At 71.2% G+C, this 24,366-nt stretch carries 24 protein-coding genes; 10 read left to right on the forward strand and 14 right to left on the reverse strand.

What is annotated here, in order from left to right; genetic code table 11:
* Positions 1–25: 25 nt before the first annotated feature.
* The 6 genes from ACP6CK_RS09210 to ACP6CK_RS09235 all read right to left on the reverse strand — a co-directional run bounded on the left by ACP6CK_RS09210 (position 26) and on the right by ACP6CK_RS09235 (position 4,395).
* A complete protein-coding gene (locus ACP6CK_RS09210; protein WP_426958586.1) occupies positions 26–1,042 on the reverse strand; it encodes an alpha/beta fold hydrolase in 1,017 nt (338 codons plus the stop codon).
* Positions 1,039–1,935, reverse strand: a complete 897-nt coding sequence (locus tag ACP6CK_RS09215; protein WP_426958587.1) for a fatty acid desaturase — start codon at positions 1,933–1,935, stop codon at positions 1,039–1,041. Before ACP6CK_RS09215 ends, ACP6CK_RS09210 begins: the two co-directional genes overlap by 4 nt.
* Positions 1,936–1,987: 52 nt before the next feature.
* A complete protein-coding gene (locus ACP6CK_RS09220) occupies positions 1,988–2,566 on the reverse strand; it encodes a histidine phosphatase family protein (protein ID WP_426958588.1) in 579 nt (192 codons plus the stop codon).
* Positions 2,563–3,237, reverse strand: a complete 675-nt coding sequence (locus ACP6CK_RS09225; protein ID WP_426958589.1) for a glutathione S-transferase family protein — start codon at positions 3,235–3,237, stop codon at positions 2,563–2,565. Before ACP6CK_RS09225 ends, ACP6CK_RS09220 begins: the two co-directional genes overlap by 4 nt.
* Complete coding sequence (locus ACP6CK_RS09230; protein WP_426958590.1) at positions 3,234–3,860, reverse strand: glutathione S-transferase family protein; 627 nt, start codon at positions 3,858–3,860, stop codon at positions 3,234–3,236. The genes ACP6CK_RS09225 and ACP6CK_RS09230 overlap by 4 nt, the downstream gene beginning before the upstream one ends.
* 142 nt (positions 3,861–4,002) lie before the next feature.
* Complete coding sequence (locus ACP6CK_RS09235; protein WP_426958591.1) at positions 4,003–4,395, reverse strand: hypothetical protein; 393 nt, start codon at positions 4,393–4,395, stop codon at positions 4,003–4,005.
* A gap of 117 nt (positions 4,396–4,512) precedes the next feature.
* Between ACP6CK_RS09235 and ACP6CK_RS09240 the strand changes: the two genes are divergently transcribed.
* Together ACP6CK_RS09240 and ACP6CK_RS09245 are read left to right on the forward strand one after the other, a co-directional pair.
* Positions 4,513–5,292, forward strand: a complete 780-nt coding sequence (locus tag ACP6CK_RS09240; RefSeq protein ID WP_426958592.1) for a helix-turn-helix domain-containing protein — start codon at positions 4,513–4,515, stop codon at positions 5,290–5,292.
* Positions 5,293–5,388: 96 nt separating this feature from the next.
* Positions 5,389–6,147: an SDR family NAD(P)-dependent oxidoreductase gene (locus tag ACP6CK_RS09245; RefSeq protein WP_426958593.1), complete on the forward strand. Its 759-nt coding sequence runs from the start codon at positions 5,389–5,391 to the stop codon at positions 6,145–6,147.
* Here ACP6CK_RS09245 and ACP6CK_RS09250 read toward each other — a convergent pair.
* Positions 6,135–6,956: an IclR family transcriptional regulator gene (locus tag ACP6CK_RS09250; protein ID WP_426958594.1), complete on the reverse strand. Its 822-nt coding sequence runs from the start codon at positions 6,954–6,956 to the stop codon at positions 6,135–6,137. The genes ACP6CK_RS09245 and ACP6CK_RS09250 overlap by 13 nt on opposite strands.
* A 154-nt stretch (positions 6,957–7,110) precedes the next feature.
* Here ACP6CK_RS09250 and ACP6CK_RS09255 point away from each other — a divergent pair, with 154 nt between their 5' ends.
* From ACP6CK_RS09255 to ACP6CK_RS09270, 4 genes are all read left to right on the forward strand, one after another.
* Positions 7,111–8,283, forward strand: coding sequence for an NADH:flavin oxidoreductase/NADH oxidase (locus ACP6CK_RS09255; RefSeq protein ID WP_426958595.1), 1,173 nt, complete (start codon positions 7,111–7,113; stop codon positions 8,281–8,283).
* 15 nt (positions 8,284–8,298) lie between these two features.
* Positions 8,299–9,186 (forward strand): SMP-30/gluconolactonase/LRE family protein, encoded by an 888-nt coding sequence (locus ACP6CK_RS09260; protein WP_426958596.1) that lies wholly within the window; start codon positions 8,299–8,301, stop codon positions 9,184–9,186.
* Positions 9,187–9,190: 4 nt separating this feature from the next.
* On the forward strand, positions 9,191–10,396 hold the full coding sequence (locus ACP6CK_RS09265; protein WP_426958597.1) for a CaiB/BaiF CoA transferase family protein: 1,206 nt from the start codon (positions 9,191–9,193) through the stop codon (positions 10,394–10,396).
* Between the two features lie 69 nt (positions 10,397–10,465).
* Entirely contained in the window at positions 10,466–11,443 is a 978-nt protein-coding gene (locus tag ACP6CK_RS09270) for a tripartite tricarboxylate transporter substrate binding protein (protein ID WP_426958598.1), read from the forward strand.
* Positions 11,444–11,545: 102 nt separating this feature from the next.
* Here the strand turns inward: ACP6CK_RS09270 and ACP6CK_RS09275 are convergent, their stop codons facing one another.
* Positions 11,546–12,502: a hydroxymethylglutaryl-CoA lyase gene (locus ACP6CK_RS09275; RefSeq protein ID WP_426958599.1), complete on the reverse strand. Its 957-nt coding sequence runs from the start codon at positions 12,500–12,502 to the stop codon at positions 11,546–11,548.
* Positions 12,503–12,703: 201 nt separating this feature from the next.
* On the opposite strand from ACP6CK_RS09275, the gene ACP6CK_RS09280 reads away from it, so the two are divergent.
* Positions 12,704–13,678 (forward strand): tripartite tricarboxylate transporter substrate binding protein, encoded by a 975-nt coding sequence (locus ACP6CK_RS09280; RefSeq protein ID WP_426958600.1) that lies wholly within the window; start codon positions 12,704–12,706, stop codon positions 13,676–13,678.
* Positions 13,679–13,761: 83 nt separating this feature from the next.
* Here ACP6CK_RS09280 and ACP6CK_RS09285 read toward each other — a convergent pair whose 3' ends face one another.
* The 6 genes from ACP6CK_RS09285 to ACP6CK_RS09310 form a co-directional block, all read right to left on the reverse strand.
* Entirely contained in the window at positions 13,762–14,973 is a 1,212-nt protein-coding gene (locus ACP6CK_RS09285; protein WP_426958601.1) for an acyl-CoA dehydrogenase family protein, read from the reverse strand.
* A gap of 42 nt (positions 14,974–15,015) precedes the next feature.
* Positions 15,016–16,260, reverse strand: coding sequence for an acyl-CoA dehydrogenase family protein (locus ACP6CK_RS09290; protein WP_426958602.1), 1,245 nt, complete (start codon positions 16,258–16,260; stop codon positions 15,016–15,018).
* A gap of 158 nt (positions 16,261–16,418) precedes the next feature.
* Entirely contained in the window at positions 16,419–16,898 is a 480-nt protein-coding gene (locus tag ACP6CK_RS09295) for a hypothetical protein (RefSeq protein WP_426958603.1), read from the reverse strand.
* A gap of 5 nt (positions 16,899–16,903) precedes the next feature.
* Complete coding sequence (locus ACP6CK_RS09300) at positions 16,904–17,422, reverse strand: FAS1-like dehydratase domain-containing protein (RefSeq protein WP_426958604.1); 519 nt, start codon at positions 17,420–17,422, stop codon at positions 16,904–16,906.
* 31 nt (positions 17,423–17,453) lie between these two features.
* Entirely contained in the window at positions 17,454–18,689 is a 1,236-nt protein-coding gene (locus ACP6CK_RS09305; RefSeq protein ID WP_426958605.1) for a CaiB/BaiF CoA transferase family protein, read from the reverse strand.
* A gap of 197 nt (positions 18,690–18,886) precedes the next feature.
* Positions 18,887–20,248, reverse strand: a complete 1,362-nt coding sequence (locus tag ACP6CK_RS09310) for an MmgE/PrpD family protein (RefSeq protein ID WP_426958606.1) — start codon at positions 20,246–20,248, stop codon at positions 18,887–18,889.
* A gap of 364 nt (positions 20,249–20,612) precedes the next feature.
* On the opposite strand from ACP6CK_RS09310, the gene ACP6CK_RS09315 reads away from it, so the two are divergent.
* The 3 genes from ACP6CK_RS09315 to ACP6CK_RS09325 all read left to right on the forward strand — a co-directional run bounded on the left by ACP6CK_RS09315 (position 20,613) and on the right by ACP6CK_RS09325 (position 24,182).
* Complete coding sequence (locus ACP6CK_RS09315) at positions 20,613–21,998, forward strand: MmgE/PrpD family protein (RefSeq protein WP_426958607.1); 1,386 nt, start codon at positions 20,613–20,615, stop codon at positions 21,996–21,998.
* Entirely contained in the window at positions 21,998–22,966 is a 969-nt protein-coding gene (locus ACP6CK_RS09320; RefSeq protein WP_426958608.1) for a Bug family tripartite tricarboxylate transporter substrate binding protein, read from the forward strand. Before ACP6CK_RS09315 ends, ACP6CK_RS09320 begins: the two co-directional genes overlap by 1 nt.
* A 229-nt stretch (positions 22,967–23,195) precedes the next feature.
* Positions 23,196–24,182, forward strand: coding sequence for a Bug family tripartite tricarboxylate transporter substrate binding protein (locus ACP6CK_RS09325; protein WP_426958609.1), 987 nt, complete (start codon positions 23,196–23,198; stop codon positions 24,180–24,182).
* The last annotated feature ends 184 nt before the right edge of the window (positions 24,183–24,366 follow it).

A 24,366-nucleotide genomic window follows, 5' to 3' on the forward strand; every position in this document is an offset into this window, starting at 1 on the left:
CTCCCGGTGATTGACGGGCGGAAGACTACTCGGAAAGCATCCGCCTGACCGCCTTCCGCAGCACGGCGGCATCTTCCGGATTGGCGGCGGGGTTGCCGGCGCGGTGGCCCCAGATGCTGGGGATGGGGCGCAGCGTGCCGCGGCGGAGGTGGCGGAGTTCCGCCTCGTTGTCGGCGACGCGAAAGTAGAGGTCGGTGGAGCCGGGCATCAGGAGCACGCGGGCGCTGATGCTGGCCAGCGCGGCGGGCAGGTCGCCGTTGAAGCGCGGATGGTCGGAGATGTCGCCGGCGTCCCAGGTGCGGAGCTGGGCGTGCAGGTCGGCCGCGTAGCGGCGGGCGTAGCGTTCCACCCAGTCGGTGCGGAGGAAGGCTTCGAGGTCCGGTGCGCCGAGCGCGGTGCGGTGCAGGTCGGCGCGGTAGAAGTCCTGACTGAGCGCCATCATCGCGTAGATCCGGCCGAAGGCGTTGATGGCGGCAACAGGGTCCGAGGAGAAGCGGCCGCGGCCGAGATGCTCCGGCGCGGCCTCCAGCACGGCCATGAGGCTGCTCAGGAAGATCCGGTTGTGGGTCGCGGTGCGGGCGGAGCCGCAGACGGCGATGATGCGCTCCACCTGGTCGGGGAAGGCAGTGGCCCAGTGATAGGCCTGCTGCGCGCCCATGGACCAGCCATAGACGGCGTGCAGGTGATCGATGCCCCAGAGGTCGTGCAGCAGGCGGCGCTGGGCGGCGACGTTGTCCCAGGCGGTGACGAGGTCCGGCCAGTCGAGATTGTTGCTCGGCGAGGTGGAGAGGCCGTTGCCGAACATGTTGGGGATGACGACGAACCAGCGCGTGGGGTCCAGCACACCGTCGGGGCCGATCAGCCACTCGATGTCCGTGTGATGGGCGGAGTAGCTGGTGGGATAGAGCACGACGTTGTCGCGCGCCGGCGAGAGGGTGCCGTGCGCGCGCCAGACGATGCGGGCATCCGGCAAGACGCCGCCCTTGTGGAGCTCGAGGTCGCCGAGGCGGTACTCGCCCTGCGTGATGGGCCAGGCGGTCATTTCAGGGTCCGGAGGTGGTCGCGGTGCCAGCGCGCGTAGCCCGGGCCGACATGGGACAGGCGGTCCCGGAGCACCGTGTGGGCGTCGCGCAGGCGATGGAAGGGGATGAAGGGATAGAGGTGGTGCTCGGCGTGGAAGGGCATGTTCCACATGAGCAGGCGCACCAGGGGGCTGGTCAGCATGGTGCGGGTGTTGGTCAGTCCGTTGGAATCCTCGGAACAGCCGGTGTGTTCCGTGAAGAGGTAGAGGCGGAGGAGCGGCTGGCCGAGGAGCTGCGGGCCGATCCAGTAGAGGATGAGCGCCTGCCAACCGAAGGCGAGGCCGGCGGCGACGGCGAGCGCGACGGTCAGTGCGGAGCCGGCGCGGATGCTGGCGATGACCCGCGGCGCGGTCGCAGGGTGGATGAAGGGGTAGCGCGACAGGTCGCCGCGCCAGCCATCGGCCCAGACGGTGAGCTGGAGTCGCCAGTAGGTCAGGCCGATCATGCGCGCGAGGTAGCCGGCGCGGTCTCCGGGCGGGGGCGGCGTCAGCTCCGGATCATGGTCCGGGTCCTGGGTGTGCTTGTGATGGGCGAGGTGGAACTGCTGGTAGAAGTGCCAGTTCCGCAGCGCCGGCAGGGCCGCGAGCCAGCCGACGATCGCGTTGGCGCGGCGCGAGCGGAAGGCGGTGTAGTGGCAGGTCTCGTGAAGGGGCGCGAAGAGCGCGGCCTGCACGATGCCGAGGAGGAGCATCGCGGGCAGGACTAGGGGGCCGGGCGACGCGTGCACGAGGAGTCCGGTGGCCAGGAGCAGGCCGACATGGATCGCCGCCCGCGACGCGCCGCGCGCGTCGGAGCGGGTGTTCAGGTGCATCATCTCGCGCGGCTTGGGGGCCGCGGGGGTCGTCGCGCTCATCGCGGGGGTCTCCGCTTCCGTGCGGTCGTAGCACGCAAGCGGTGGGCCAGGATCAGCCGGGCAGTTCGGCGGGGGTGAAGTGCCAGCCGCGGGCCTCGTCCGGCGGCGTCACCCAGAGCGGCAGGGCGTTGGGGGTGCGGACATTCGCCTCCAGCCCCGCAGCCTGGCGGAAGGCGCGCCAGAGGGCACCGTGGGCGACCACCAGCACCGGGCCGGGACCGCTGGAGGTAGCCCGGTTGATCGCCGTAAGGGTGCGGATGCGGAGGTCGGCGAAGGGTTCCGCGCCCTGCGGCGTGCTGATCCCGGCGATCCAGTCGTCGAACCAGGCGGACATCTCCTGGCCCTCCTGCACGCCGAAGGCGCATTCCTGGAGCTCGGGATCGAACTGGATCGGCAGGTTCAGGCGGGCGGCGACCGTCTCCGCTGTGACGCGGGCGCGGGAGAGGGTGGATGAGAAGATCGCGGTGATGCCCTTGCCGACCAGCGCGTCGGCGGCGCGCTCGGCCTGGGCGAGGCCGACCTTGTTCAGCGGGATGTCCACCCGGCCCTGGGACAGCATGCGGGCGTTCCAGTCGGTCTCGCCATGACGGAGGAACCAGAAGGGGACGGGGTTGATCGGCGGTTCGGTCATGCGGTGGCGGGCGCCTGGAGGGCGGCGCGACGGGCGTCCTCGGCAGCTTCCTCGGCCAGGGCGGCGACGACGCCGGGATGAGCCTTCACGGCCTCCACGGTGCGGAGGACGCCGTGCAGGGCGGAGAGGTCGGTCTTGAGGAAGCCGGCGAAGCGGACGAGGAGCATGAGGAAGATGTCCGGCGCGGTGACGGCGTCACCGCCGAGCAGCGAGCGGCCGCTGCCGATGGCACGGTCCGCGATCTCCATGGACGCGACGATGCGGGCGGGGCCGGCGGCGCGGACGGCCGCCGCCGCGGCCTCGTCGCCACCGGCGAGGCGCAGGCCGCCGAGGGCGGCGTTGATGACGCCGGCCTGGGTGTAGTGGCACCACGCCAGCCATTCGAGCGCCTTCAGCCGGGCGGGGCCCGATTCCGGGATGAGGCCGGAGCCGGGCGCGAGTTCCGCGATCGCGACCGCGACGGCAGGGTTCTCGGTGATAACCGTGCCGTCAGGGAGTTGCAGCGCGGGCACCTGGCCCTTGGGGTTGATGGCCAGATATTCGGGCGTGCGCCCCTCCCCCGCGCGAAGGGAGATGAAGCGCGCCGCGACGTCCGCGCCGGAGACCCGCGCTATGCAGAGGGCGACGGTTCCGGCGGTGGCGGTGGAGGTCCAGAGGGTGGCCTTGCTCACGCCGGCAGGCCTTCCTGCTCCAGGGCTCGGCGCACGGCGGGGCGGGCGAGCATCTTGTTCAGATGCTCGTCGAGCTTCGGCGGCAGGGGCTGGCCGACGCGGCGGGCGTGCCAGTATTCGACGAAGAAGAGCGCAGCGTCGGCGGTCGAGTATCCGTGCGGCAGGAGCCAGCCATCGCCGTCCCAGTGGCGATCGAGGATGGCGAAGTACTTCTCCGCGTTGGCGCGACCCTGTTCCACGGCCTTCGGGTGGTCTTCCTCCCGCGTGGAGTAGTTGCCGGGGCGGAATTGGCGGGTGAAGGCCTGGGGATGGATGGTGCCGGTGATGAAGTCCATCGCCTCCATCGTGCGGGCCTGGGCTTCCGGGTCGGTCGGCCAGATCTTCGCCTCGGGGTTCGTCATGCCGAGCCAGGCGGCGATGGCGGGCCATTCGGTGAGCACGCGCTTGCCCTCTTCCAGCTCCAGCGCCGGCACCTTCGACTTCGGGTTCACGGCCGTGTAGTCGGGCTTGTACTGGGCGCCGTCCTTCAGGGCGACGAGGGAGAGCTCGTAGGGCTTCCCGATCTCCTCGAGGATGATGTGGATGCCGAGGGAACAGGCGCCGGGGGAATAGTAGAGCTTCATCGGGTGGTCTCCTGCCGTTCGCGCGGCGGCGGAGGGTGGCCGGATTCGGGCCGGGGTTGAAGGGGCTCTCTTTATTTTGTCGGTGCAACGTCTTGATCGCGGGCGGGACACGCGGGGTGGCGCGCGTGTCCCGCGCCCAGCTCTAGGCCAGGGCCGGCACGGCCTGCCGGGACGCCACCGCCTGCAGCGCGGCGAAGGCCCCGACGGCGGCCGCCTGCACCAGCACGAAGGCCGTTCCGAGCGCGTTCGGCGCCACCCAGCCGAGCGCGATGATGGCGACGCTCTCCAGGGTCCAGAGGATGTTGAGGGCGATCACCGCGAGCACCAGCGGGCGGGAGGGCTCGGCGCGCGTGCCGAGCCAGGTGACGAAGGCGGCGTAGGGGACGAGCGCCGCGCCGGCCGTGCGGAGCAGGCCCGGCGGCAGGTCGGTCAGGCCGGCCAGCGCTCCGGCGGCAAGGAGCATGAGGGCGCCGGTGGCGCCGCTGGCCACCGCGTCCAGCAGCAGGGCGCGGCGGAGGAAGGGGGTGGCGATCATGGGTCGATCCTCTGTCCCGGCGGGATGCCGGCGGGCGGACCCTCGGACGGGACGGCGCGGCGGGTCCATGACGTGGGAGGTCATGGCCCGGCGGCGCGGGGGCCGTAGGATCGGGGCATGGCGACGCGAACGGATTCCATCGGGGCGCATCTGCGGGACTGGCGGCAGCGGAGACGGCTGAGCCAGGAGGCGCTGGCGCTGGATGCGGAGATCTCGACCCGGCACCTGTCTTATCTGGAGACGGGCAAGGCGATGCCGAGCCGCGCGATGGTGCTGCGCCTGGCGGAGCATCTGGAGGTGCCCTTGCGCGAGCGGAACCTGTGGCTGGCGGCGGCGGGCTTCGCGCCGGCCTATGCGGAACGGCCCTTGGACGACGCGGCGATGCGGCCGGCGCGGGAGGCGGTGGAGGCGGTGCTGCACGCTCATGCGCCGAACCCGGCGCTGGCGGTGGACCGGCACTGGAATCTGATCGCGGCCAATGCGTCGGTGTCGGCGCTGATGGCGGGTGCGGAGGCGGCGCTGCTGGCACCGCCGGTCAACGTGCTGCGGCTGACGCTGCATCCGCGGGGGCTGGCATCGCGGGTGGCGAATCTGGCGCAGTGGCGGGCGCATCTGCTGGCGCGGCTGGCGCGGCAGGCGGCGGTGTCGGGCGATCCGGTGCTGGCCGCGCTGCTGGCGGAACTGCGGGGCTATCCCGCGCCGCCCGGCGGGGAGGAGGAGGAGGAGGTGCTGGCCGTGCCGTTCCGGCTGCGGGCGGGAGATGTGGAGCTGTCCTTCCTGTCCACCACCATGGTCTTCGGCACCGCTTCTGAGGTGACGTTGTCGGAGCTGGCGGTGGAGGCCTTCTTCCCGATGGACGCGCAGACGTCGGCTGCGCTGCGGGCGCTGGCGGGCTGAAGGACCCGATGGCGCTCCCCGCCCTGGGATCGGTGCCCGCGGCGGTGCCATGATGGTGCCGGCGGTCATTCGGGCCGCATCCGGGGGAGGACAGAGATGAGCACAGCCGAGGGGCCGCTGGCGGGGAAGGTCGCGATCGTCACGGGCGCGGCGCGGCGCAACGGGCGGGACACCGCTTACGCGCTCGCGGGGGCCGGTGCGGCGGTGGTGGTGAACACCCGCGCCTCGATGGGAGAGGTGGAGGCGGTCGCGGCGGAGATCCGCGCGCGGGGCGGCCGGGCGATCGCGGTGCAGGCCGACGTGACCTCCGAGGCGGATGTCGCGCGCATGGTGGATCGGGCCGTGTCCGAGTTCGGGCGGCTGGACATCCTGGTGAACAACGCGGCGGACCGGGCCATCGCGCCCTTCACGGAGATGCCGCTGGCGGAGTGGCGGCGCGTGACGGGCATCATCCTGGACGGCGCGTTCCTCTGCGCCCGCGCGGCCATCCCGCACATGATCGCGGCGGGCGGCGGGCGGATCATCAACATGGGCGGCGTGACCGGGCATATCGGGGCGCATCAGCGCGCCCATGTCAGCGCCGCGAAGGCCGGGCTGGTCGGGCTGACGAAGGCGCTGGCGGTGGAGTTCGGCGGGAACGGCATCACCGTGAACTGCGTCGTTCCCGGCAGGATCGGCGGTCAGCGCAGCGCGACGGCCGGGGAGGTGCCGGGAAGCGGCAGCGCGCGGGTGCTGACCGGCGGCGAGGGCACGACGGAGGAGGTCGCGGCGATGATCCTGCAGCTCTGCCTGCCGGTGAGCCGCTTCATCACCGGGCAGTCCATCCACATCAGCGGCGGCGCCTACCTGCCCTGAGCGCGCTTGGCGGGACGTGTGACGGCGTGGGCCAGCGCCTTCGAGAGTTCGGCGAGGCGCGGCCCGACATCGGCCCGGAGCCGTGCGACGGAGAGGGTGACGGCGGCCGATCCGCAGTTGATGGCGTAGGGCACGGACCCGTCCGCGGAGACGATCGGGGATGCCGCAGTGTTGTATCCCTTGTGCAGGACGCCGTGGTTGATGATGAAGCCGCGCTCCCGGTACTCGGCCAGGGCCTGCGCGAAGCCGGCCCGCGCCTTCTCCCAGCGCGCGCCGTCCTTCGCTTCCATGTCGGCCACGGCGCGGGCGCGCTCCTCCTCCGGGACGCCGGCGAGCCAGGCCCAGCCGAGCGCGGAGGTGGAGAGCGGCACGCGCGAGCCGACGTGGAGGTTCATCAGCAGGCGGTTGTCGCTCTCGCAGCGCTGCAGGATGACCATGTCCGTGCCGTCGCGGGCGGCGAGGCCCCCTGCCCCCTCGAAGGTGTCGGCCAAGTCCTGGAGATGCGGGCGCGCGATCTCGGCGATGCCGAGGCCGGCGATGGCGCTGTGGCCGAGGCGGAGGGCCGCGAGTCCCGGGCGCATCTTCTCCCCTGAGACGGGGATCAGCACGCCCATCTCGATCATCGTGTGGCAGAGACGCCAGACGGTGGGCTGCGGCAGCTTCGTGAGACGGGCGAGGTCGGAGCCGCTCATCTCCGGCCGGGCGGGGGTGAAGCACTGCAGGATCTGAAGGCCGCGGGCGAGGGCCGTGACGAATTGCCGATCCTTCGGGTCGTCGGCGGCGTCGGGCGCGGCTTTGGTCGGGGCCAAGAAGAGGTCTCCACGGGCGAAAGCGGGGATGGCTGTTTACGGCCGCTTCGGCCGCGGGATAGCATCCCCGAAACGCAATTACCTGATTTGCACCGCGAATAGAAGTGCAAGGAGGGCCTCCCCGCGGTGATGTCCAGGAGGAATCGACCTGTTCATGACCCGGAGACCGCTTCTCTTCCAGCCGCTCGCCCTGCGCGGCGTGACGCTGCGGAACCGGATCGTGCTGTCGCCCATGCTGACCTACGCCGCGGAGCGGGGCCATGTGACGGACTGGCATCTGATGCATCTCGGCAAGTTCGCGGCGGGCGGGACCGGGCTGGTGTTCATGGAGTCCACGAAGGTGGACCCGCGCGGCTGCACCACGCCGCGCGATCCGGGACTGTGGAAGGATGAGTTCGTGGCCCCGCTGGAGCGCATCACCCGCTTCGTCAGGGGCCATGGGGCGGCGGTGGGCATCCAGCTCGGCCATTCCGGGCGGAAGGCGCGCAACTCCGTTCCCTGGGAGGGGCGAGCGCCGCTGGCCCATCATCCCGGGCTCGAGGACGGAGAGGAATGGGAGCTGGTGGCGCCGAGCGCCATCGCCGCGAGCGCGGCGGCGTCAGTCCCGCGTGCGCTGACAGTCCCGGAGATCCAGGACATGGTCGCGGCCTGGGGTGCCGCGGCCGGGCGCGCCCATCGCGCGGGCTTCGACGTGCTGGAGGTGCACGGCGCGCATGGATACCTGCTGCACCAGTTTCTCTCCCCCGCGGCGAACCGGCGGGACGACGCCTATGGTGGCAGCGCGGAGAAGCGAAGGCGCTTCGCGGTGGAGGTGGTGGAGGAGGTCCGGCGGCACTGGCCGGCGAAGAAGCCGCTCTTCTTTCGTGTCTCCGCGGTGGACGAGGAGGGTGGCTCCATCGCGGACACGGTGGCGCTGGCGCGCGCGCTGCGCGAGCGGGGCGTGGACGTGATCGATTGCAGCACGGGGGGCATGACGCCGCGCTCCATCGTCGATCCGGCGGATCGGCCGGGCTACGGGTATCAGGTGCCGCACGCGGCGCGAGTGCGGGCGGAGGCGGGCATCGCGACCATGGCGGTCGGGCTGATCGTGCATGCGGACCAGGCGGAGGCGATCCTGCAGGAGGGCAAGGCGGACCTCGTCGCGATCGGGCGGGAGATGCTGCACAACCCGAACTGGCCGCTGGACGCCGCGCAGAAGCTTGGCGTGGAGGATGCCTTCGCGGATCTTCCGGCCGCCTATGGGTACTGGCTGGAGAAACGGCACCGGGCCGGCTTCGGCGGGCGTCCCTCCACTTGGCAGGCCGGCATCGGGCCGGCCGCTTCCTGACGCAGAGGGACGCCGATGCCGAAGATCCCGTCGCCCGAGATCGAGGTCGTGCACGAGGGGGGCGACCTCGTGGGCGAGTGCCCGATGTGGCACCCGACGGAGGGGCGGCTCTACTGGGTGGATACGCGCCGGCCGGCGCTGCAACGGCTGGAAGCGGACGGCTCCGTGCGCCGGTGGGTCATGCCGAACAACATCGGCTCCTTCGTGTTCCGGCGGGACGGCGGCGTGCTGGCCGGGCTGAAGCAGGGTTTCGCGTGGGTGGACCTGGAGAGCGGCGCGGTGGCCCCGATCCTGGACCCGGAGCCGGACCGGCCGGAGAACCGCCTGAACGACGGGCGCTGCGACCGGCGCGGGCGGTACTGGGTGGGCTCCCGCGATCCGGGGGATGTGAACCCGGGCGGATCGCTCTATCGGCTGGCGCCCGACCTGTCCTGCGAGCGGATGGACAGCGGCTTCATCGTCTCCAATGGCATGGCATTCAGCCCGGACGACCGGACGCTGATCTTCGCCGACAGCCGGGGCGAGGTGGTGTGGCGCTACGACCTCGATCTGGACGAGGGTCGGATCGGCAACAAGCGCGTCTTCCTCTCCACCGCCGGGCTGCCCTGGCGGGTGGATGGCGCCACTTTCGACGCGGAGGGCTACTACTGGTGCGCCCTGATCGGGGATGGCGCGGTGGGGCGGTTCGATCCGGTGGGGCGGTTGGACCGGATCGTGCGGCTGCCGGTGTCGCATCCCACCATGTGTAACTTCGGCGGGCCCGATCTGGACGTGCTGTACGTGACGTCCGGCACCGTGTTCCTGGGTGAGGCCGAGCGGTCGCGGCAGCCGCTGGCCGGGGCGCTCTTCGCGCTGCGCGGGCTGGGGGTGCGCGGCGTGGCCGAGCCGTTGTTCGGGGGCTGAGGCGATGGGGGATGATGCGGCGAAGGGGCCGCTGAAGGGCATCCGGGTGCTGGACCTCTCGCGGCTCGTCTGTGGGAACGTGCTGACGATGCTGCTCGGCGACTTCGGGGCCGAGGTGGTGAAGGTGGAGGAGCCCGGGCCTGGCGATCCGCTGCGGGCCTGGATCGCGGACGGGGCGAGCGCGCACTGGAAGGTGTACGGACGCAACAAGCGCAGCATCGCGCTCGACCTTCGCTCGGCCGAGGGGCGGGCGGTGCTGGATCGGCTCATCGCGCGCGCGGACGTGCTGGTGGAGGGGTTCCGGCCCGGCACGCTGGAGCGCTGGGGGCTGGCGCCCGCCATGCTGCTGGAGCGGCATCCGGAGCTTGTCATCCTGCGCATCTCGGGTTTCGGGCAGACGGGCGAGTATCGGATGCGGCCGGGCTACGGGTCCTTGATCGAGGGGATGTCGGGCTTCGCCTCCCGCAACGGGTTCCCCGACCGCCCTCCCCTGCTGCCAAGCTTTCCCCTGGCGGACATGGTCGCGGGGATGATGGGCGCCTTCGCCGCGACGGCGGCGGTGCGCGCGCGGGAGGCGGGCGGGCGCGGGCAGGTCGTGGATCTCTCGCTGCTGGAGCCGATGGTGGCGATGTTCGGGGCCGATGCGGTGCTGCACGGACTGACGGGGAAGGTGCGCGGACGTACGGGAAGCCGGGGGGCCTCGGCGGCGCCGCGCAACACATATCGGGCGGGCGATGGGGGCTGGCTGACGATCTCGGCGCCGATGCAGTCCATGGCGGAGAAGCTGTTCGACGCGATGGGGCGGCCGGAGATGAAGACGGACCCGCGCTACGTCACGAATACCGCGCGGCTGCAGAACGTGGAGGAGTTGGAGGCGGAGATCACCGCCTGGCTTTCGACGCGCAGCGCGGCGGAGGCCTGGGCGACGCTGGACGCGGCGGGGGTGACGGCCGCGCCTATCTACGACGCGGCGCAGCTTGCGGCCGATCCGCATGTGCTGTCGCGCGGGGTGTTCCGAACGATGGATGATGCGGAGTTCGGGGAAGTGACGATGCCGGAGGTGGTACCGCGGTTCTCCGACACGCCGGGTGCCGTGCGCCGGCCCGCGCCGGCGGTGGGCGGGGACAGCCGAAGCATCCTGGCGGAGGCCGGTTACGACGAGGCGTCCGTCGCCGCGCTGATCGCGGCGAAGGTCGTGGCGCAGGGCTGAACCGCGCGCCGGCGTCGGACGCGAACGGGGACAAGGAGGGGCGAAGATCCCTCCGGAGGAGGACGGCCTATGAGAGGAATCCTGGCGGCGGTGCTGGGCGCGGTGCTGGGCGCGGTGCTCGGCGCGGGACTGATCGGCGCAGCGGTGGCGCAGCCGGCCCCCCCCTATCCGGGGGAGCGGCCGGTGCAGGTGATCGTCTCGTGGCAGGCCGGGGGCGTGGTGGACACGATCGGGCGGGCGCTGTCGCAGGCCATGTCGGACGTGTCCGGAGGGCGCTTCGTGGTGGTCAACCGGGACGGGGCGTCCGGCATCGTCGGCGCCCAGGCCGTGGCGGGCGCGCGGCCGGATGGGTTCACGATCGGCTTCGGCCCGATCACGCCGGTCACCACCGCGGCGCATACGGTGCGCGGCGTGCCGTTCAACGTCGACTCATTCGAGTATGTTTGCAAGGTGTTCGAGAATGTGCTGGCGGTCAGCGTGGCGGAGGCGTCCCCTTTCCGCACGATGCCGGAGCTGATCGAGGCGATCCGGGCACGGCCGGATACGATGACCTACGGCCATTTCGGGACGAACAGCCTCGGGCACCTCTCCTTCGCGAATATCGTGCGGGGGCTATCGCTGCGCGTGACCGACGTGCCGTTCCGCGGGGAGGTGCCGATCTATCCGGAGATGATCGGCGGGCGGCTGGACTTCGGCATGGGCACCGTGGGCGGGGCGCGCGGGAAGCCGGTGCGGCTGCTGGCGGTGTTTGGCGATGCTCGGAGCGTGGCGGCGCCTGACGTGCCCAGCACGCGGGAGCTGGGGCTGCCGACCCTACAGCCCGTGCTGGCCGGGATCACCGTGCCCCGTGGCACGCCGGCCGCGATCACCGAGCGGCTGGACGCGCTGTGCCGGCAGGGGACGGAGGAGGCTTCGTTCCGCGCCGTGATGGGTCGCCTGGGTGAGCCGGTGCTCTATGCCGGGCGAGAGGCGTTCACGGCGCAGGCCCAGCGCGACAATGCCGAGAAGATCGAGGTGGTGCGGGCGCTGAACCTCATGCCGCAGTAGCCGCCCCACCACCCTGGTTCGACGCGGGTTCAGGGGGCGCGTTCGCCTCCTGGCGGATGAGGTCTGGGGAAGGCGGCGCCTTCCCCAGGGTTCCCCGCCCGCTCAGGCCGCGCGGCGGAAGGCGTCCAGGCTGCCGGCGTGGATGAGCTCGCTCGGGAGCTGGTGGCCGACGATCGCTTCGGCCATGCGGCCGACCTCGATCAGCGCGTCGAGGTCCACGCCCGTCTCGATGCCCATCTCGTGGCAGAGCAGGACGAGTTCCTCAGAGCAGATGTTGCCGGCGGCGCCCTTCTGCCCGGCGAAGGGGCAGCCGCCGAGGCCGCCTACCGTCGTGTCGAAGCGGTCGATGCCCATCTTGATCGCGGCGTGCGCGTTGGCGATGGCCAGGCCGCGCGTGTCGTGCAGATGCAGGATGAGGCTCTTGTCGGGCCAGCGGGAGCGGACCTCGCCGATCACGCGCTCGATCCGCGCGGGCATGGCCCAGCCCATGGTGTCGGCGAGGGAGAGGTCGGTGATCTCGGTGCCGGCCTCCGCGGCGATGGCGAGGCCGTCCTCAATCGTGCTGACGACCTGAGCGGGCGTGATGTCGCCCTGGTAGTTGCAACCGAAGGCGGCCATGACGCCGATGCGGCGGACGGGCACGCCGTTCTCCAGGTGCAGCGCGGTCTGCTTGCGCATGGCCGCGAGGTTCTCGGCATGGGTGCGGTTGAGGTTCTTCTTCGTGAAGCCCTCGCTGGCGGTGAGCGCGATGGAGCCGGAGATCGTCAGCTTGTCGCGGAAGGCGAGCGCGCGCTTCAGGCCGCTCTCGTTGAACCAGAGGGCGGTGTAGTGCACGCCGGGCTTGGCCTTGAAGCCGGCCACCGTGTCCTCGGCGTCGGCCCAGCCGGGGACGATCTTCGGGCTGACGAAGGAGCAGACCTGGATGTGGTCGAGGCCCGTCTCGGCCAGGGCTTCGATCAGGCGGATCTTGTCGGCGGTGGCGATCGGGCCGGGCTCGATCTGGAAGCCCTCGCGCGGGCCTTCTTCCTGGATGTGGACGCGCTTCGGAAGGTCGGACATGGGCTGGGTTCCCGTGCTCTTCGTTCAGGGGTGTCCGGTCCGCGGACCTGTGATCGGGCCGGGATGATGCAAGGCCATTGATCACTTCGCGGCGGGCAAGGCAATCTCAAAGTCAAACAGGCTATTCACGCCGCGAATGATCGGCGGGGTAGGGCCGGAGCCGCCGCGAAGGTGGCGCGGCGGTCAGGAGGGGAAGTCCGCATGCTCACCAGACGCGACCTCGTCGCCGGCGCCGGCCTGGCGGCCCTGGGCGGAACCGCCGCGCGGGCGCAGGGCGAAGCCTTCCCGAGCCGCCCCATCCGGCTCGTCGTGCCCTATACGCCGGGCGGCTCCGTGGATCTGATGGCGCGGGCCTTCGGGACGCGGCTGACGCAGAACACAGGGCAGCCGACGGTGATCGAGAACCGGCCCGGGGCTTCCACTATGCTCGCGACGGAGTATGTCGCGCGCGCGGCGCCGGACGGGTACACGGTGCTGTCCGGCGGCACGCAGCTCGCGCTGATGTCGCATATGGGGACGCGAACGCCCTACGATGCGGAGCGCGACATCGTCGCGGTCGCGGTGCTGACCATCGTGCCCTATCTGCTGGTGGTGAATTCGAGCCTGCCCGTCCGGAACGTGCAGGAGTTGATCGCCTACGCCAAGCAACGGCCGGGGGAGCTGAACTACGCGTCCTTCGGCGTGGGTGGGGCGGGTCACCTCGCGGCCGAGATGTTCAACATGCTGGCTGGCACGGAGACGGTGCACATCCCGTATAACGGCACGGCGCCCGGGCTGAACGACGTGATGGGCGGGCGCGTCGCCATGAGCTTCTGCACCATCCCCCCTGCCCTGCCCGCCATCGAGGCCGGCCGGCTTCGTCCCCTTGGTCTGACGGGACGGCAGCACCTGTCCGCCCTGCCCGGCGTGCCGACGATCGAGGAGGCGGGGGTGGCGGGCTATGAATGCGTCAGCATGAACGTCATGTTCGCGCCGAGCGGCGTGCCGGCCGACCGGTTGCAGCGGCTGAACGATGCGGTGGTGCGATCCCTGGGCGACAGCGACCTGCGCAAACTGCTGGAGGAACAGGGCTTCGTGCCGGCGGAGCCGATGAGCCCGGCTCAGGCGAAGGCGAGCTTCGATGCCTCGGTCAGCAAGCTGGTCGAGATCATCCGGCGGGCGAATATCCGGACCTGACGGATCCTGCCATCCCAGGGGGAGGCTTTGCCTCCCCCTGGCCCCCCTCCACCGAGGCTCCGGCGGGGGCCCCGGACCCCGCGTTACGCGACGCGGCGGTTCTGTTGCGGTTCCGCGGAGGGCTGCACCACCGGCACGGGCTTTCCGAGCACGACGCGGCCGGGCTGGTCGATCAGGGCCTCGGCGATCCGGGCGCGGTGCTCATAGGCGGTGCCGAGCCGCATGCCCCAGGCGGCGATGCGCCGGTACCAGAGGTGCAGGTCCAGCTCCATCATGAAGCCGATGCCGCCGTGGATAATCTGCGCGTTGCGCGCGGAGGCCAGGCACTTCTCGTTGCAGAAGGACTTTGCCTGCGAGACCTCCACCTGATGGGGCAGCCCTTCGTCCATGCGCCAGAGCGCCTCATAGGTCAGGAGCTCGCCGCCATCCACCCAGATGATCATGTCGGCGCACATGTGCTGGATGGACTGGAAGGCGCCGATGGGCTGGCCGAAGGCCTCGCGCATCTTGGCGTAGTCGATGGCGAGCTCGGCATCCTTGCGGGCGGCGCCGAGCATCTGGGCGCAGAGCAGGGCCGTCGCGCGGTCCAGCATGCGCTCCACGATCGGCCAGCCCTCGTTCGCGCGGCCGATCAGGTTGGCGGCCGGGACGCGGACGCGGTCGAACGTGACCTCGCTCTGCTTGTCCTTGGCGGTCGTGATGAGGGGCGTTTGCGAGATGCCTTCCGCCTTGGTGTCCACGATGAAGAGGGACAGGCCGGCGTTACCGGATCGGGCCGGTGCGGTGCGGCAGACGACAAGGAAGGTATCGGCCGCGACGAAGTTGTCCACGAAGAGCTTGCGGCCGGACAGGACGTAGTGGTCGCCCTCCGGCACGGCGCTCATCTGCACGGCCGTGGACTGGAGGCGGGGGTCCGTCTCGTGGAAGGCCCAGGTCAGGATCCGGTCGCCCGCGACAACGCCGGGCAGGATTGCTTCGCACTGCGCCTTCGTGCCGGCCTCGGCGATGGTCAGGGCTGCGGTGACCGTGCTGTGCAGCGGCAGCGGTGCGACGGCGCGGCCAACCTCCTGCAGGATGAGGCCGAGATAGGTCAGCGGGAGGCCGGAGCCGCCATAGGCCTCGGGCAAGGAGATGCCGGGCCAGCCCAGCTCGGCCGCCTTGCGCCAGAGTTCCGGCGGGCAGCCGAGCGGATCGGCCTCCATCGCGCGGACGAGCTTCGGTGAGCACTCGCTCTCCAGGAAGCTGCGCGCTGCGGCGCGGACCATTTCCTGTTCGTCGGTCGGAAGGACATCCATGTCAGTGGCCCACCATCTCTGTCGGACGCCGCTTTGCCTGCCTCATGACTTCGCCGCCGCCTTCGGGCGGCGCGGTCCCGGCATGCCGAGGCCGCGGCGCGCCACCTGGTCCCGCATGATCGTGACGCCGCCATGGTTGATGCCGGACTGGAAGGCGCCGAGCACGTTGTGCGCGAAACCGCCCTCCTCCACCGCGTGGGGCGAGCCGCGCAGGAGTTGGCCGTAGGGGCCGAGCATCTGCGTGATCGCCTCCGTCGTGCGGACGCCGTGCTCCGGCGCCCAGACCTTCTCGGCCGCGCCCTCATAGGCGAAGTCGCCGCCGCGCTGGACGATGGACATGCTGCGCATGGTCATCAGGCGGCAGACCTGCGCCTCGGTCCAGAGCTCCGCCACCTTGTCGCGGATCGCTGGATTGTCGGCGTATCCTTCGAGGTCCGTCTCCTTGATCCAGTTGACGATGTCCTCGTCCCGCCGGATCGACATGACGTAGCGGAAGGCGCCGACCCGATCGAGGTTGAGGCCGTCCGCGGCCACCTTCCACCCCTTGTTCTCCCCGCCGAGCAGGGTGCTCTCGTGCACGCGGACGTTGTCGAAGAACGTCTCGTTCGTGCGCGCCTCTCCGTAGGTCGTGCCGAGCGGGGCGCGGGGGTTGTTCTGGATGGACCAGAGCGGGCGGACGGTGATGCCGGGCGTATCCATCGGGATGAGGAAGATGGACACGCCCTCCCGCTTCGGCAGCGTGGGGTCGGTGCGGGCCATGAGGTAGATGTGCGTCGAGAGATGGCCCGATGTGGTGTACATCTTCTGGCCGTTGATCACGAAGTGGTCGCCGTCCCGCGTCGCGCGGCAGCGCAGGTTGGCGAGGTCGGCCCCGGCATGGGGCTCGGTGAAGCCGAGCGCGAAGTGGATCTCCCGGTTGATCAGGCGGGGGATGAAGTAGCGTTTCTGCTCCTCCGTGCCGGCCGCCATGATCGCCGGCGCGCCGCTGCCGCTGAGGCTGATGTTGAGGCCCACGCGCATGAAGGCCTCCTCCACGATGTACTGGCTCATGCGGTCGCCACCTTGGCCGCCATATTCCCTGGGGTAGGCGATGCCGAGCCAGCCGCGCGCGTGAAGCTTGCCGAACAGTTCGCGCATGTGAGGGCCGAAGGGGTCACCGCCGGTGCCGCGCATGACGTCGTCCTGCGCTTCCCGGTCGCCGAGCACCTCCGGCGTGACATGCTCCGCGACGAAGGCGTTGACCTCGTCGCGCAGGGCTTCCTGCTCAGGCGTGTATCCGAAGTTCATGGCGTTTCCCGTGGTGGGAGGTCAGGCCGGCCTGATCCTCGTGATGCGCCGTTCTCGAAGGGGCTCAATCCGTTCTGCGGATAGCCTATGCTGCCTTGACGCTACTCGCGCCGATCTTTCCGGGTCAAGGAATCGGCAGTGCGGTTCGCGTTCCACAGTCAGGCGGAGGGCGGCGGCACGAAAGGATAGGGCACCGCCGGGCGCCCGCGGTAGGGCAGCGCGACGACGGCGGTGCCGGGGGTGGATTCCACGCCCTTCTCGTTGCTGATGCCGACGTCGAGGTCGATCAGGCCGTAATCCGGTGCCTCCCGCTTGCCTGTCACCCGGGCCCAAACGGAGAGGGTCTCGCCCGCGACGTTCATGGCGCGGAACTGGAACTTCACCTGCCACATCCAGCCGTCGCGCCCGGCCCAGTCCTTCAGAAGCTGGGCGATGAACTGCTGCTTCAGCGAGCCGTTGATCAGCAGGCCCGGCAGCTTGTCATGGCCGGTGGCGAAGGGCTGGTCGTAGTGGATCTTGTGCCAGTTCTCCATCGCCGCGGACCAGCGCATGAGGTGCGGCGTCGTGAACGGCCCCTTGCCGAGCGGGCCGACGCTGTCGCCCACCGATACATCCTCGAAATTCCGTCTGTCCTGCATGGTGGTCACCGCCGGATGATGGTCTTGCGGGCGCGCAGCAGGAGCTGGCCGGCCTCGGTCGTGAATTCGGTCTCGATGATCACGAGGAGCATCGGGCCGGATTTCGTCTGCTTCTCCTGGATATCGGCGTAGCGGGACTTTTGCAGCACGCGCTCGCCGTGGCGGGCGTAGGAATAGAATTCCACCTCGGCACCGCCGTTGAGGAGGGCCAGGCCGTGCAGCGGGAGTTCGGGCAGGCCGTTGCCGACACCCATGACGATACCGTCGAAGTCGGGGTCGTGCGCGCGGTCCGTCAGGACGTCGGGTGCGCCGAAGGGCGTGCGGAACATGAAGGAGGGGTAGAGGGGCGGCGCCACCGCACCGCCGTAGCGCGCCCCCGCCTCGGCGGAGGCATAGGCGGGATCGGCGTCCATGATCGCCTGGGCGTAGCGGCGCACCGCCCCGGCCTCGACCGTGTCGCAGGCGGGAAAGGGGGGACCTTCCCGCCCGATATAAGCCCGCACCTCGTCCGTCAGCAGCGCCATCGCATCCGATCCTCTCCTTCCCGCCTCACGCTCAGCGGGCGCGCCGGGGCTGATCGCCCTCACGCCATCCCTCATCGAGGCCGATGGCGCCGCGGGCGGCCAGGGTCTCGATCTCCGCCTCGGCATAGCCGGCGTCGCGCATCACCTCCGCCGTGTGCTGGCCGAGGCGCGGTGGCGGCAGGGCGATGTCGGCCGGCGTCTCGCTGAGCTTCACGGGGAGGCCGGCCATCCGCATGGGGCCGAGGCCGGGGAGGTCGATCTCCGCGATCATCTCCCGGGCGCGGACCTGTTCTTCGGATGTCACCTTGTCCAGGCGGTTGATCGGGCAGCACGGCACCTCGTTCGCCTTCAGCCTGTTCTCCCAGTGGGCGACCGGATGCGGGGCGATGGCCGCGCCGATGAGGTCGATCAGCGCCAGCCGGTTCGTCACGCGGCGGGCGGCGTCGGAGAAGCGCGGATCGTCGATCCATTCCGGTCGGTCCAGCGCCGTGCAGAGGCCACGCCACATGCGCTGGTTGAAGGCGGAGATGACGATCCAGTCGTCGGACGCCCTGAAAGCGCGGTAGGTCGGGCTGGTGAGCGCGCCGCTGCCGCTGGGCCCGGGCACCTCGCCCGACGCGAAGTAGCGGGTCACGAAATGGGCGAGCATGGACATCTGCCCCTCGAGCAGGGAGGTGTCGACGCGCTGGCCGCGGCCCGTGCGGTGACGCGCCTCAACGGCCATCATGACGCCGATGGTGGCGAGCATCCCGGCGCCGATGTCGGCGACGGACATGCCCATCTTCACGGGGCCGCCGCCCTCCTCCCCGGTGATGCTCATGCCGCCGGCATAGGCCTGCATGAAAAGGTCGTTCGCCGGTTCCTCGGCGCGCGGGCCGGTGGCGCCGAAGCCGCTGATGGAGCAGTAGATCAGGCGCGGGTTGGCCGCGTGCAGGCTGTCCCAGTCCAGGCCGGCGCGCGCGAGGGCGCCGATACGGTAGTTGTCGACGAGGATGTCAGCGCCTTCGGCCAGGCGGCGTGCGACGGCGGCGCCCTCCGGCGACTTCAAGTCCAGCGCGACGCTGCGCTTGTTCCGGTTGGCCGAGCCGAAATAGTAGCCCATCGCGCCCGAGAAGTGCGGCGGCCAGGAACGGCTGTCATCGCCGGCGCCGACACGCTCGATCTTCACCACATCCGCGCCGAAGTCGCCGAGCGTCATGGCGCAGAAGGGGCCGGCCATGGCGACGCCGACCTCGATGACGCGCAGCCCTGCCAGCGGTCCCGTCATGGCACCCGCCGGAGGCAGCATCGTGCCGTGCCTGTTTTGGGCCGCAGATCCTCAGACAATCCTATCTCCCGGAAGGGGGCGATCGGCTCACGGTCAGCCCGGTTATTCGACATGCGAGTGATAATCTCGCAGACAGGCAGGTTAGAAGCGGGCGCTGGCCGTGTAAACCGCAGGGCGCTCATCGTGTGGGCGGCGCGTTACGCGGCGACGTCCAGCTCCATTGCGGCGCCGAGCGTCGCGAGATTGTTGAGGCGATCGAAGAGGGCATTGGCTCGCCGCCCTTCGCCCGCGGATTGAAGGCAATCAATGAACTTCGCGCGCAGTTCCGCGTCGGTTAGCGGGACGGTGGCGTGGCCGCGGGCACGGCGCACGGATTCCTCGATCCGCTCGCCGCTCCGGAGCGCGACGCGGACGATGTCCGCGGGGGCGTAGCCCGGTGCGATGGGGTCGGCCTCGTCCGTCGGCGTGACGGTGACGCGCGCCATCAGCGCCTGCACGTCTGGGCGCTGCACGAAGGCGTCGGAGAGTTCCACCAGGCCAACCTTCCCCGCGATCACCGCGCAGGCCATGTCGAACTGCATGCTGAACTTCGCCTCCAGCCCGGTCTGCGGATGGGCGTTGCGGAGCGTGCCGGCGTGGGCGCGGCTGGTGGTCACCTCGATGGATGCGATCTCGTCGGGCCGGAGGGGGCGGCGCGCGAGCAAGGTCAGCATGGCGTCGGTGGCGCGGTGGCCGCAGTAGCAGATCGGGAACTTCTTGATGCTCAGGCGGTGCTCCAGGATGCGCCAGTCGCGCCCGAAGCCCTCGGTGGGCGCGTCGAGGCCGGTCACGCGCCCATGCGGTGAGATGGCGTAGAGGAAGCCGCGCGGGTGTTCGATGGCATCGAGCGAGGCGGTGAGGCCGGCGGCGGCGAGGCGGGCGGCCATGACGCCGGCATGCGCGGCGCGTCCGGCGTGGAACGGCTTCGTCATCGTGCCGAAGTTCGCACCGAGGCCGGCGCTCTGCGAGGCGCCGAGCGCGATCGCCTGGGCGGCGGTGTCGGGGTCCAGGCCGCGAAGGCGGGCGCAGGCTGCTGCGGCGCCGATCGCGCCGAAGACACCGGTGGGGTGCCAGCCCTTCTCGTGGTGGAAGTCCTGGTCATGGGCGGTCAGTTCCGCCCAGACCTCGTAGCCCGCGATGTAGGCCGCGACCATGTCGGCGCCGGTCGCGCCGAGCGCCTCACCCTCCGCCAGGATGGCGGGGACGAGCACGGTACTGGGATGGCCGCGCAGCGCGACGTCGTCGTAGTCCAGCGCGTGGGCGGCGGTTCCGTTGATCCAGGCCGCTTCCGGCGCCGGGGCGCGGAGCGGGCCGAAGGTGAGCGCGGCCTCGCCGCGAGGTCCGCCTGCGCGGAGGGTGTCGCGGAGGATGCCGACCACCGGCTCATCCCGGCCGGCGATCATGACGCCCACGCAGTCCACGAAACCGGTGCGCGCGACCGCGACGGCATCCGCCGGGATGGCCCCGAAACGCAGGCCGCTGACGAAGGCGCCCAGCGCCCGCGTGATGGAGGTCGGCATCGCTCAGCCCTCCCGCCCGGCTGCATGATGCACGTTCCGCCGATGTGCGGCGCAGCGCAGGGAGGTGGACCGGGCGGTCCGGGGCAAGGCGAGGGTGAGATGGTGCATGGCCGAACCTTCCCCGGGAACTGTCCTGCGCAGGCTTATGCCGCACGGATCAGGCCTGATTTGCAGTGCAAATCGAATATTTGTTTGGTCTAGCGTTACTCCCAGCGACTTCGTAAGGTCAAGCAGCGAGCGGCGTGACCAACGCGCCCGGCGCGACCCGCGACCACGTCCGGGCCGGAGAACAACGACAGGGGATGGAGGCGAGCGTGGCACGGCACGTCAGCGCGGATCGTCGCGGCGCGGGCGGGATGCGGCCTTGAGTGCGGCGCCCAACCTCGGCCCGGAGAGCGTCACGGAGCGCCTGTCGGCGATCGCATCCGGACTGGAGGCTTCGGCGCTGCTTCCGGCGGAGCGCGCGCTGGTGGCGCGCGCCGTGCTGGACACGGTGGCCGTCAGCATCGCGGCGCGCGATGAGCCGGCGGCACGCCTGGCGGTGCGGCGGGCGACGGGACAGGGCGAAGGGCCCTGCACGCTCTGGACGGCCGGCGGCGCACTCCGTGTGCGGGAGGAGGAAGCGGCCTGGGCGAACGGCGTCATCGCCCACGTGCTGGACTTCGACGATGTCACCTCGGCGATGCGCGGCCATCCCTCGGTCGCGATGCTGCCCGCGATCCTCGCCATCGCGGAGACGGAGGGTCTTCGCGTCGAGGATGTCGTCGTGGCCTATGTGGCGGGGTTCGAGGTGATCGCCGCGCTGTCGGTCGCGATGGCCGCGCCGCATTATGCCCTGGGCTGGCACAGCACAGCGACGATCGGCGCGATCGGGGCCGCGGCCGCCTGCGCGCGGTTGCTGCGGCTGGATGCGGCGCGCGTGGCGCACGCGATCGGCCTCGCCGTCACCCAGGCCGCCGGCACGCGGGCGAGCTTCGGCACGATGGCGAAGTCGGTGCAGGCCGGGAACGCGAACCTGACCGGGCTGCGCGCCGCCCGCTTGGCGAAGCTCGGCTTCGACGCGGCGCCGGATGCGCTGGATGGCGCGATGGGCTTCGCGCGCCTGGGCGGCGGCCCCGACCTTTCCCTTCCGTCGGCCGGGCCGCGTGCCCTGCTTCGGCATGGGCTGGAGGTGAAGAAGTATCCGCTCTGCTACGCGACGCACCGGGCGCTGGATGCCGTGCTGGCGCTGCGGGAGGAGCATGGGCTCGGGCTGGGCGATGTGGCAGCCGCGCGCGTCCGAGTGTCGGCGGGCGCGCTCGCGCCGCTGATCCATCACCGACCCACGACCGGCCTCGATGCAAAGTTCTCCATGGAGTACGCGATGGCGGCCGCCCTCGCGGACGGAACGCCGGGGCTGGCGACCTTTTCGGATGCGGCGGTGCGGCGCCCGGCGCTCCAGGCGTTCCTGCCGCAGGTCACGGCCGAGGAGGCGGCGGGGCCGTTGCTGCCGCGCTGGGCCGAGGTGTCGCTGCGGCTGAAGGATGGCCGGGTGCTGTCGCAACGGCGCGACGCGCTGCGCGGCGGTGCGGAAGATCCGCTGAGCGAGGCGGAGCTGATGGCCAAGGCCGTGGACTGCTTCCGGCATGGCGGCGGCACGGCTAGGGGAGCTGGCGCCCTGCTCTCCGCGATGGGTGATCCGCGTGGCGCGGCCGGCGCGGCGCTGAGCGCGGCGCTGAAGGACGATCTGGTGGTGGAGGACGTGGCCTGATGGCCCTTCGGAGACATGTCCTGGCGGGTGCGGCCGCCCTCGCCCTGCCCGCCGTCCGGCATCCCGCCTGGGCGCAGGAATGGCCGAACCGGCCGGTCCGCCTGATCGCGACCTTCGAGCCGGGCGGCGCCGCGGACCAGCTCGCCCGCGCCATCGCGGCGGCGACGGGACCGGAGTTGGGGCAGACCGTGGTGGTGGAGAACCGCACCGGCGCGGCGGGGAACATCGGGACGGAGATGACGGCCCGGGCGACGGATGGCCACACCTTCCTGCTCGCCAGCACCGGGCCGATGACCTACCACTCGATCCTGTTCCGCACGCTACCTTTCGATCCGCTGAAGGACCTCACGCCCATCGGCTTCGGCGCCTTCTCGCCGAACATCTTCGCGGCACGGAACGACCTGGGATTGACGCGGCTGGACCAGGTGGTGGAGGCGGCGCGCCGCGCCCCGGGGCGGATGAATTACGGCAGCGCGGGCACCGGCACGACGCAGCATCTGGCGGGGGAGATGCTGCAGGAGGCGACGGGGATCCAGCTGACCCATGTCCCGTATCGGGGCGGGGCCCCTGCCCTGCGCGACCTGCTGGGCGGGCAGCTGGAGTTCCTCGTCACCACCGGCTCCGGCGCGACCATGATGCGGGAGGGGCGCATCACGCCGATCGCGGTGATGGGGCCGAGCCGGATCACCGCGCTGCCGGACACGCCGACGCTGCAGGAGGCGGGCCTGCGGGACTTCTCGGCCACGGCCTGGTACGGCGTCGTCGGCCCGGCCGGGGTGCCGCGCCCCGTTGTCTCGCGCCTGTCGGGGGCGTTGCGGACGGCGCTGAGCGATCCGGCGCTGGCGGCGCGGATGCGCGATCAGACGCTGGAGGTGCAGCCCGGGACGCCGGAGGAATTCGCAGCGTTCATCGAGAGCGAGCGGCGGCGGTGGGAACCGGTCGCGCGGCGCTTCGCCGCCTCGATGTGATGGCCCGGGATGAGGGGCTGGCGCGGCCCCGCGGACAGGGTCATGCGTCCTGCTTCCTCAGGCCTTCGTGAAGGTCGGAGATGGAGGCGCGGCAGGTCAGGCGTTCACCGCAACTGACAGAACGGATGAGCCTGCGTCCGGGGCGCAGATTGCGGTTTCGCCGACCGAGCGAGACGTCGGAAAGTCGAATACGACCGGGCCCGAGCCCGGCGAGACGGGAGGACAAGGGATGCAGAGGAGAGGGTTGCTGGCCGGCGTCCTGCCGGGCCTCGTCCTGCCGGGGCTCGTGTCGCGGCCGGCGTGGGCGCAGGAGGATTATCCCGCGCGCGCGATCCGCGTGGTTCTGGGCCAGTCGCCCGGCGGGTCGAACGACACCACCCTGCGCGTGATCGGGCCGCGGATGACGCGCGCGCTGGGCCAGACGGTGGTGATCGAGAACCGGCCGGGCGCCGGGAGCAACGTCGCCACGGATCAGGTCGTGCGCTCGATTCCCGATGGCTACACCCTGCTGGGCGGCACCGTCGGCGGGATGACGGTCAACCCGACGCTGTTCGGCAACCTGCCCTTCGACCCGCTGACGGACCTCACGCCGATCAGCATCACGGTCAACGTGCTGAACGTGCTCGTCGTGCCGTCCAGCCGCCCTTGGCACAGCGTGCAGGACCTGATCGCGGCGGCCCGGGCGCGGCCGGAGCAGCTGTCCTACGGCTCCTCCGGGGTGGGCGGTGCGGGCCATCTCGGCGGTGCGCTGCTGGACCAGATGGCGGGGATCCGCACGACGCATGTGCCGTACCGGGGCGGCGGGCCCCAGATGAACGACCTGCTGGCGGGGCGGATGGACTTCTCCTTCGCCAGCGCGCCGACGGCGCTGCCGCACATCGCGTCCGGGCGGCTGCGCGCGCTCGCGGTGCCCACGCCGCAGCGCTCGGACCTGCTGCCCGACGTGCCGACCGTGGCCGAGAGCGGCGGGCTGCCCGGCTATCAGGTGGCGAACTGGTATGCCCTGCTGGGGCCGGCCAGGCTTCCCGCGGCGATCGTGGACCGGCTCAACGCGGCGGTGCGCGCGGCCCTGACCGACCCGGAGGTGACGCAGATCCTGGCCGGCCACGGCCTGGAGCCGACGCCGAGCAGCCCTGAGGAGCTGGGACGGTTCATGCGCGAGGAGACGGAGAAATGGGCGGGCATCATCCGGGCCTCCGGGGCGCAGCCGGGCTGAACCGGCGGGATGCGCTGGGCCGCCCGGAGGGTCGGGTGACTCTCCCGCCGGCCGGTCGCACCGCGCCGGATCGGACGGCGCGCGCGGCCCGAGGGACGCTCGCGGCGATGAATCGCGGTCTCCGGGGCCGGTCTGGCTGAAGCGGGGTCCGGTGGACCCCGCCCATGGCCCACATCCGTGCTAC

Source organism: Muricoccus radiodurans (genome assembly GCF_050154705.1).
GTDB lineage: Bacteria > Pseudomonadota > Alphaproteobacteria > Acetobacterales > Acetobacteraceae > Roseomonas > Roseomonas radiodurans.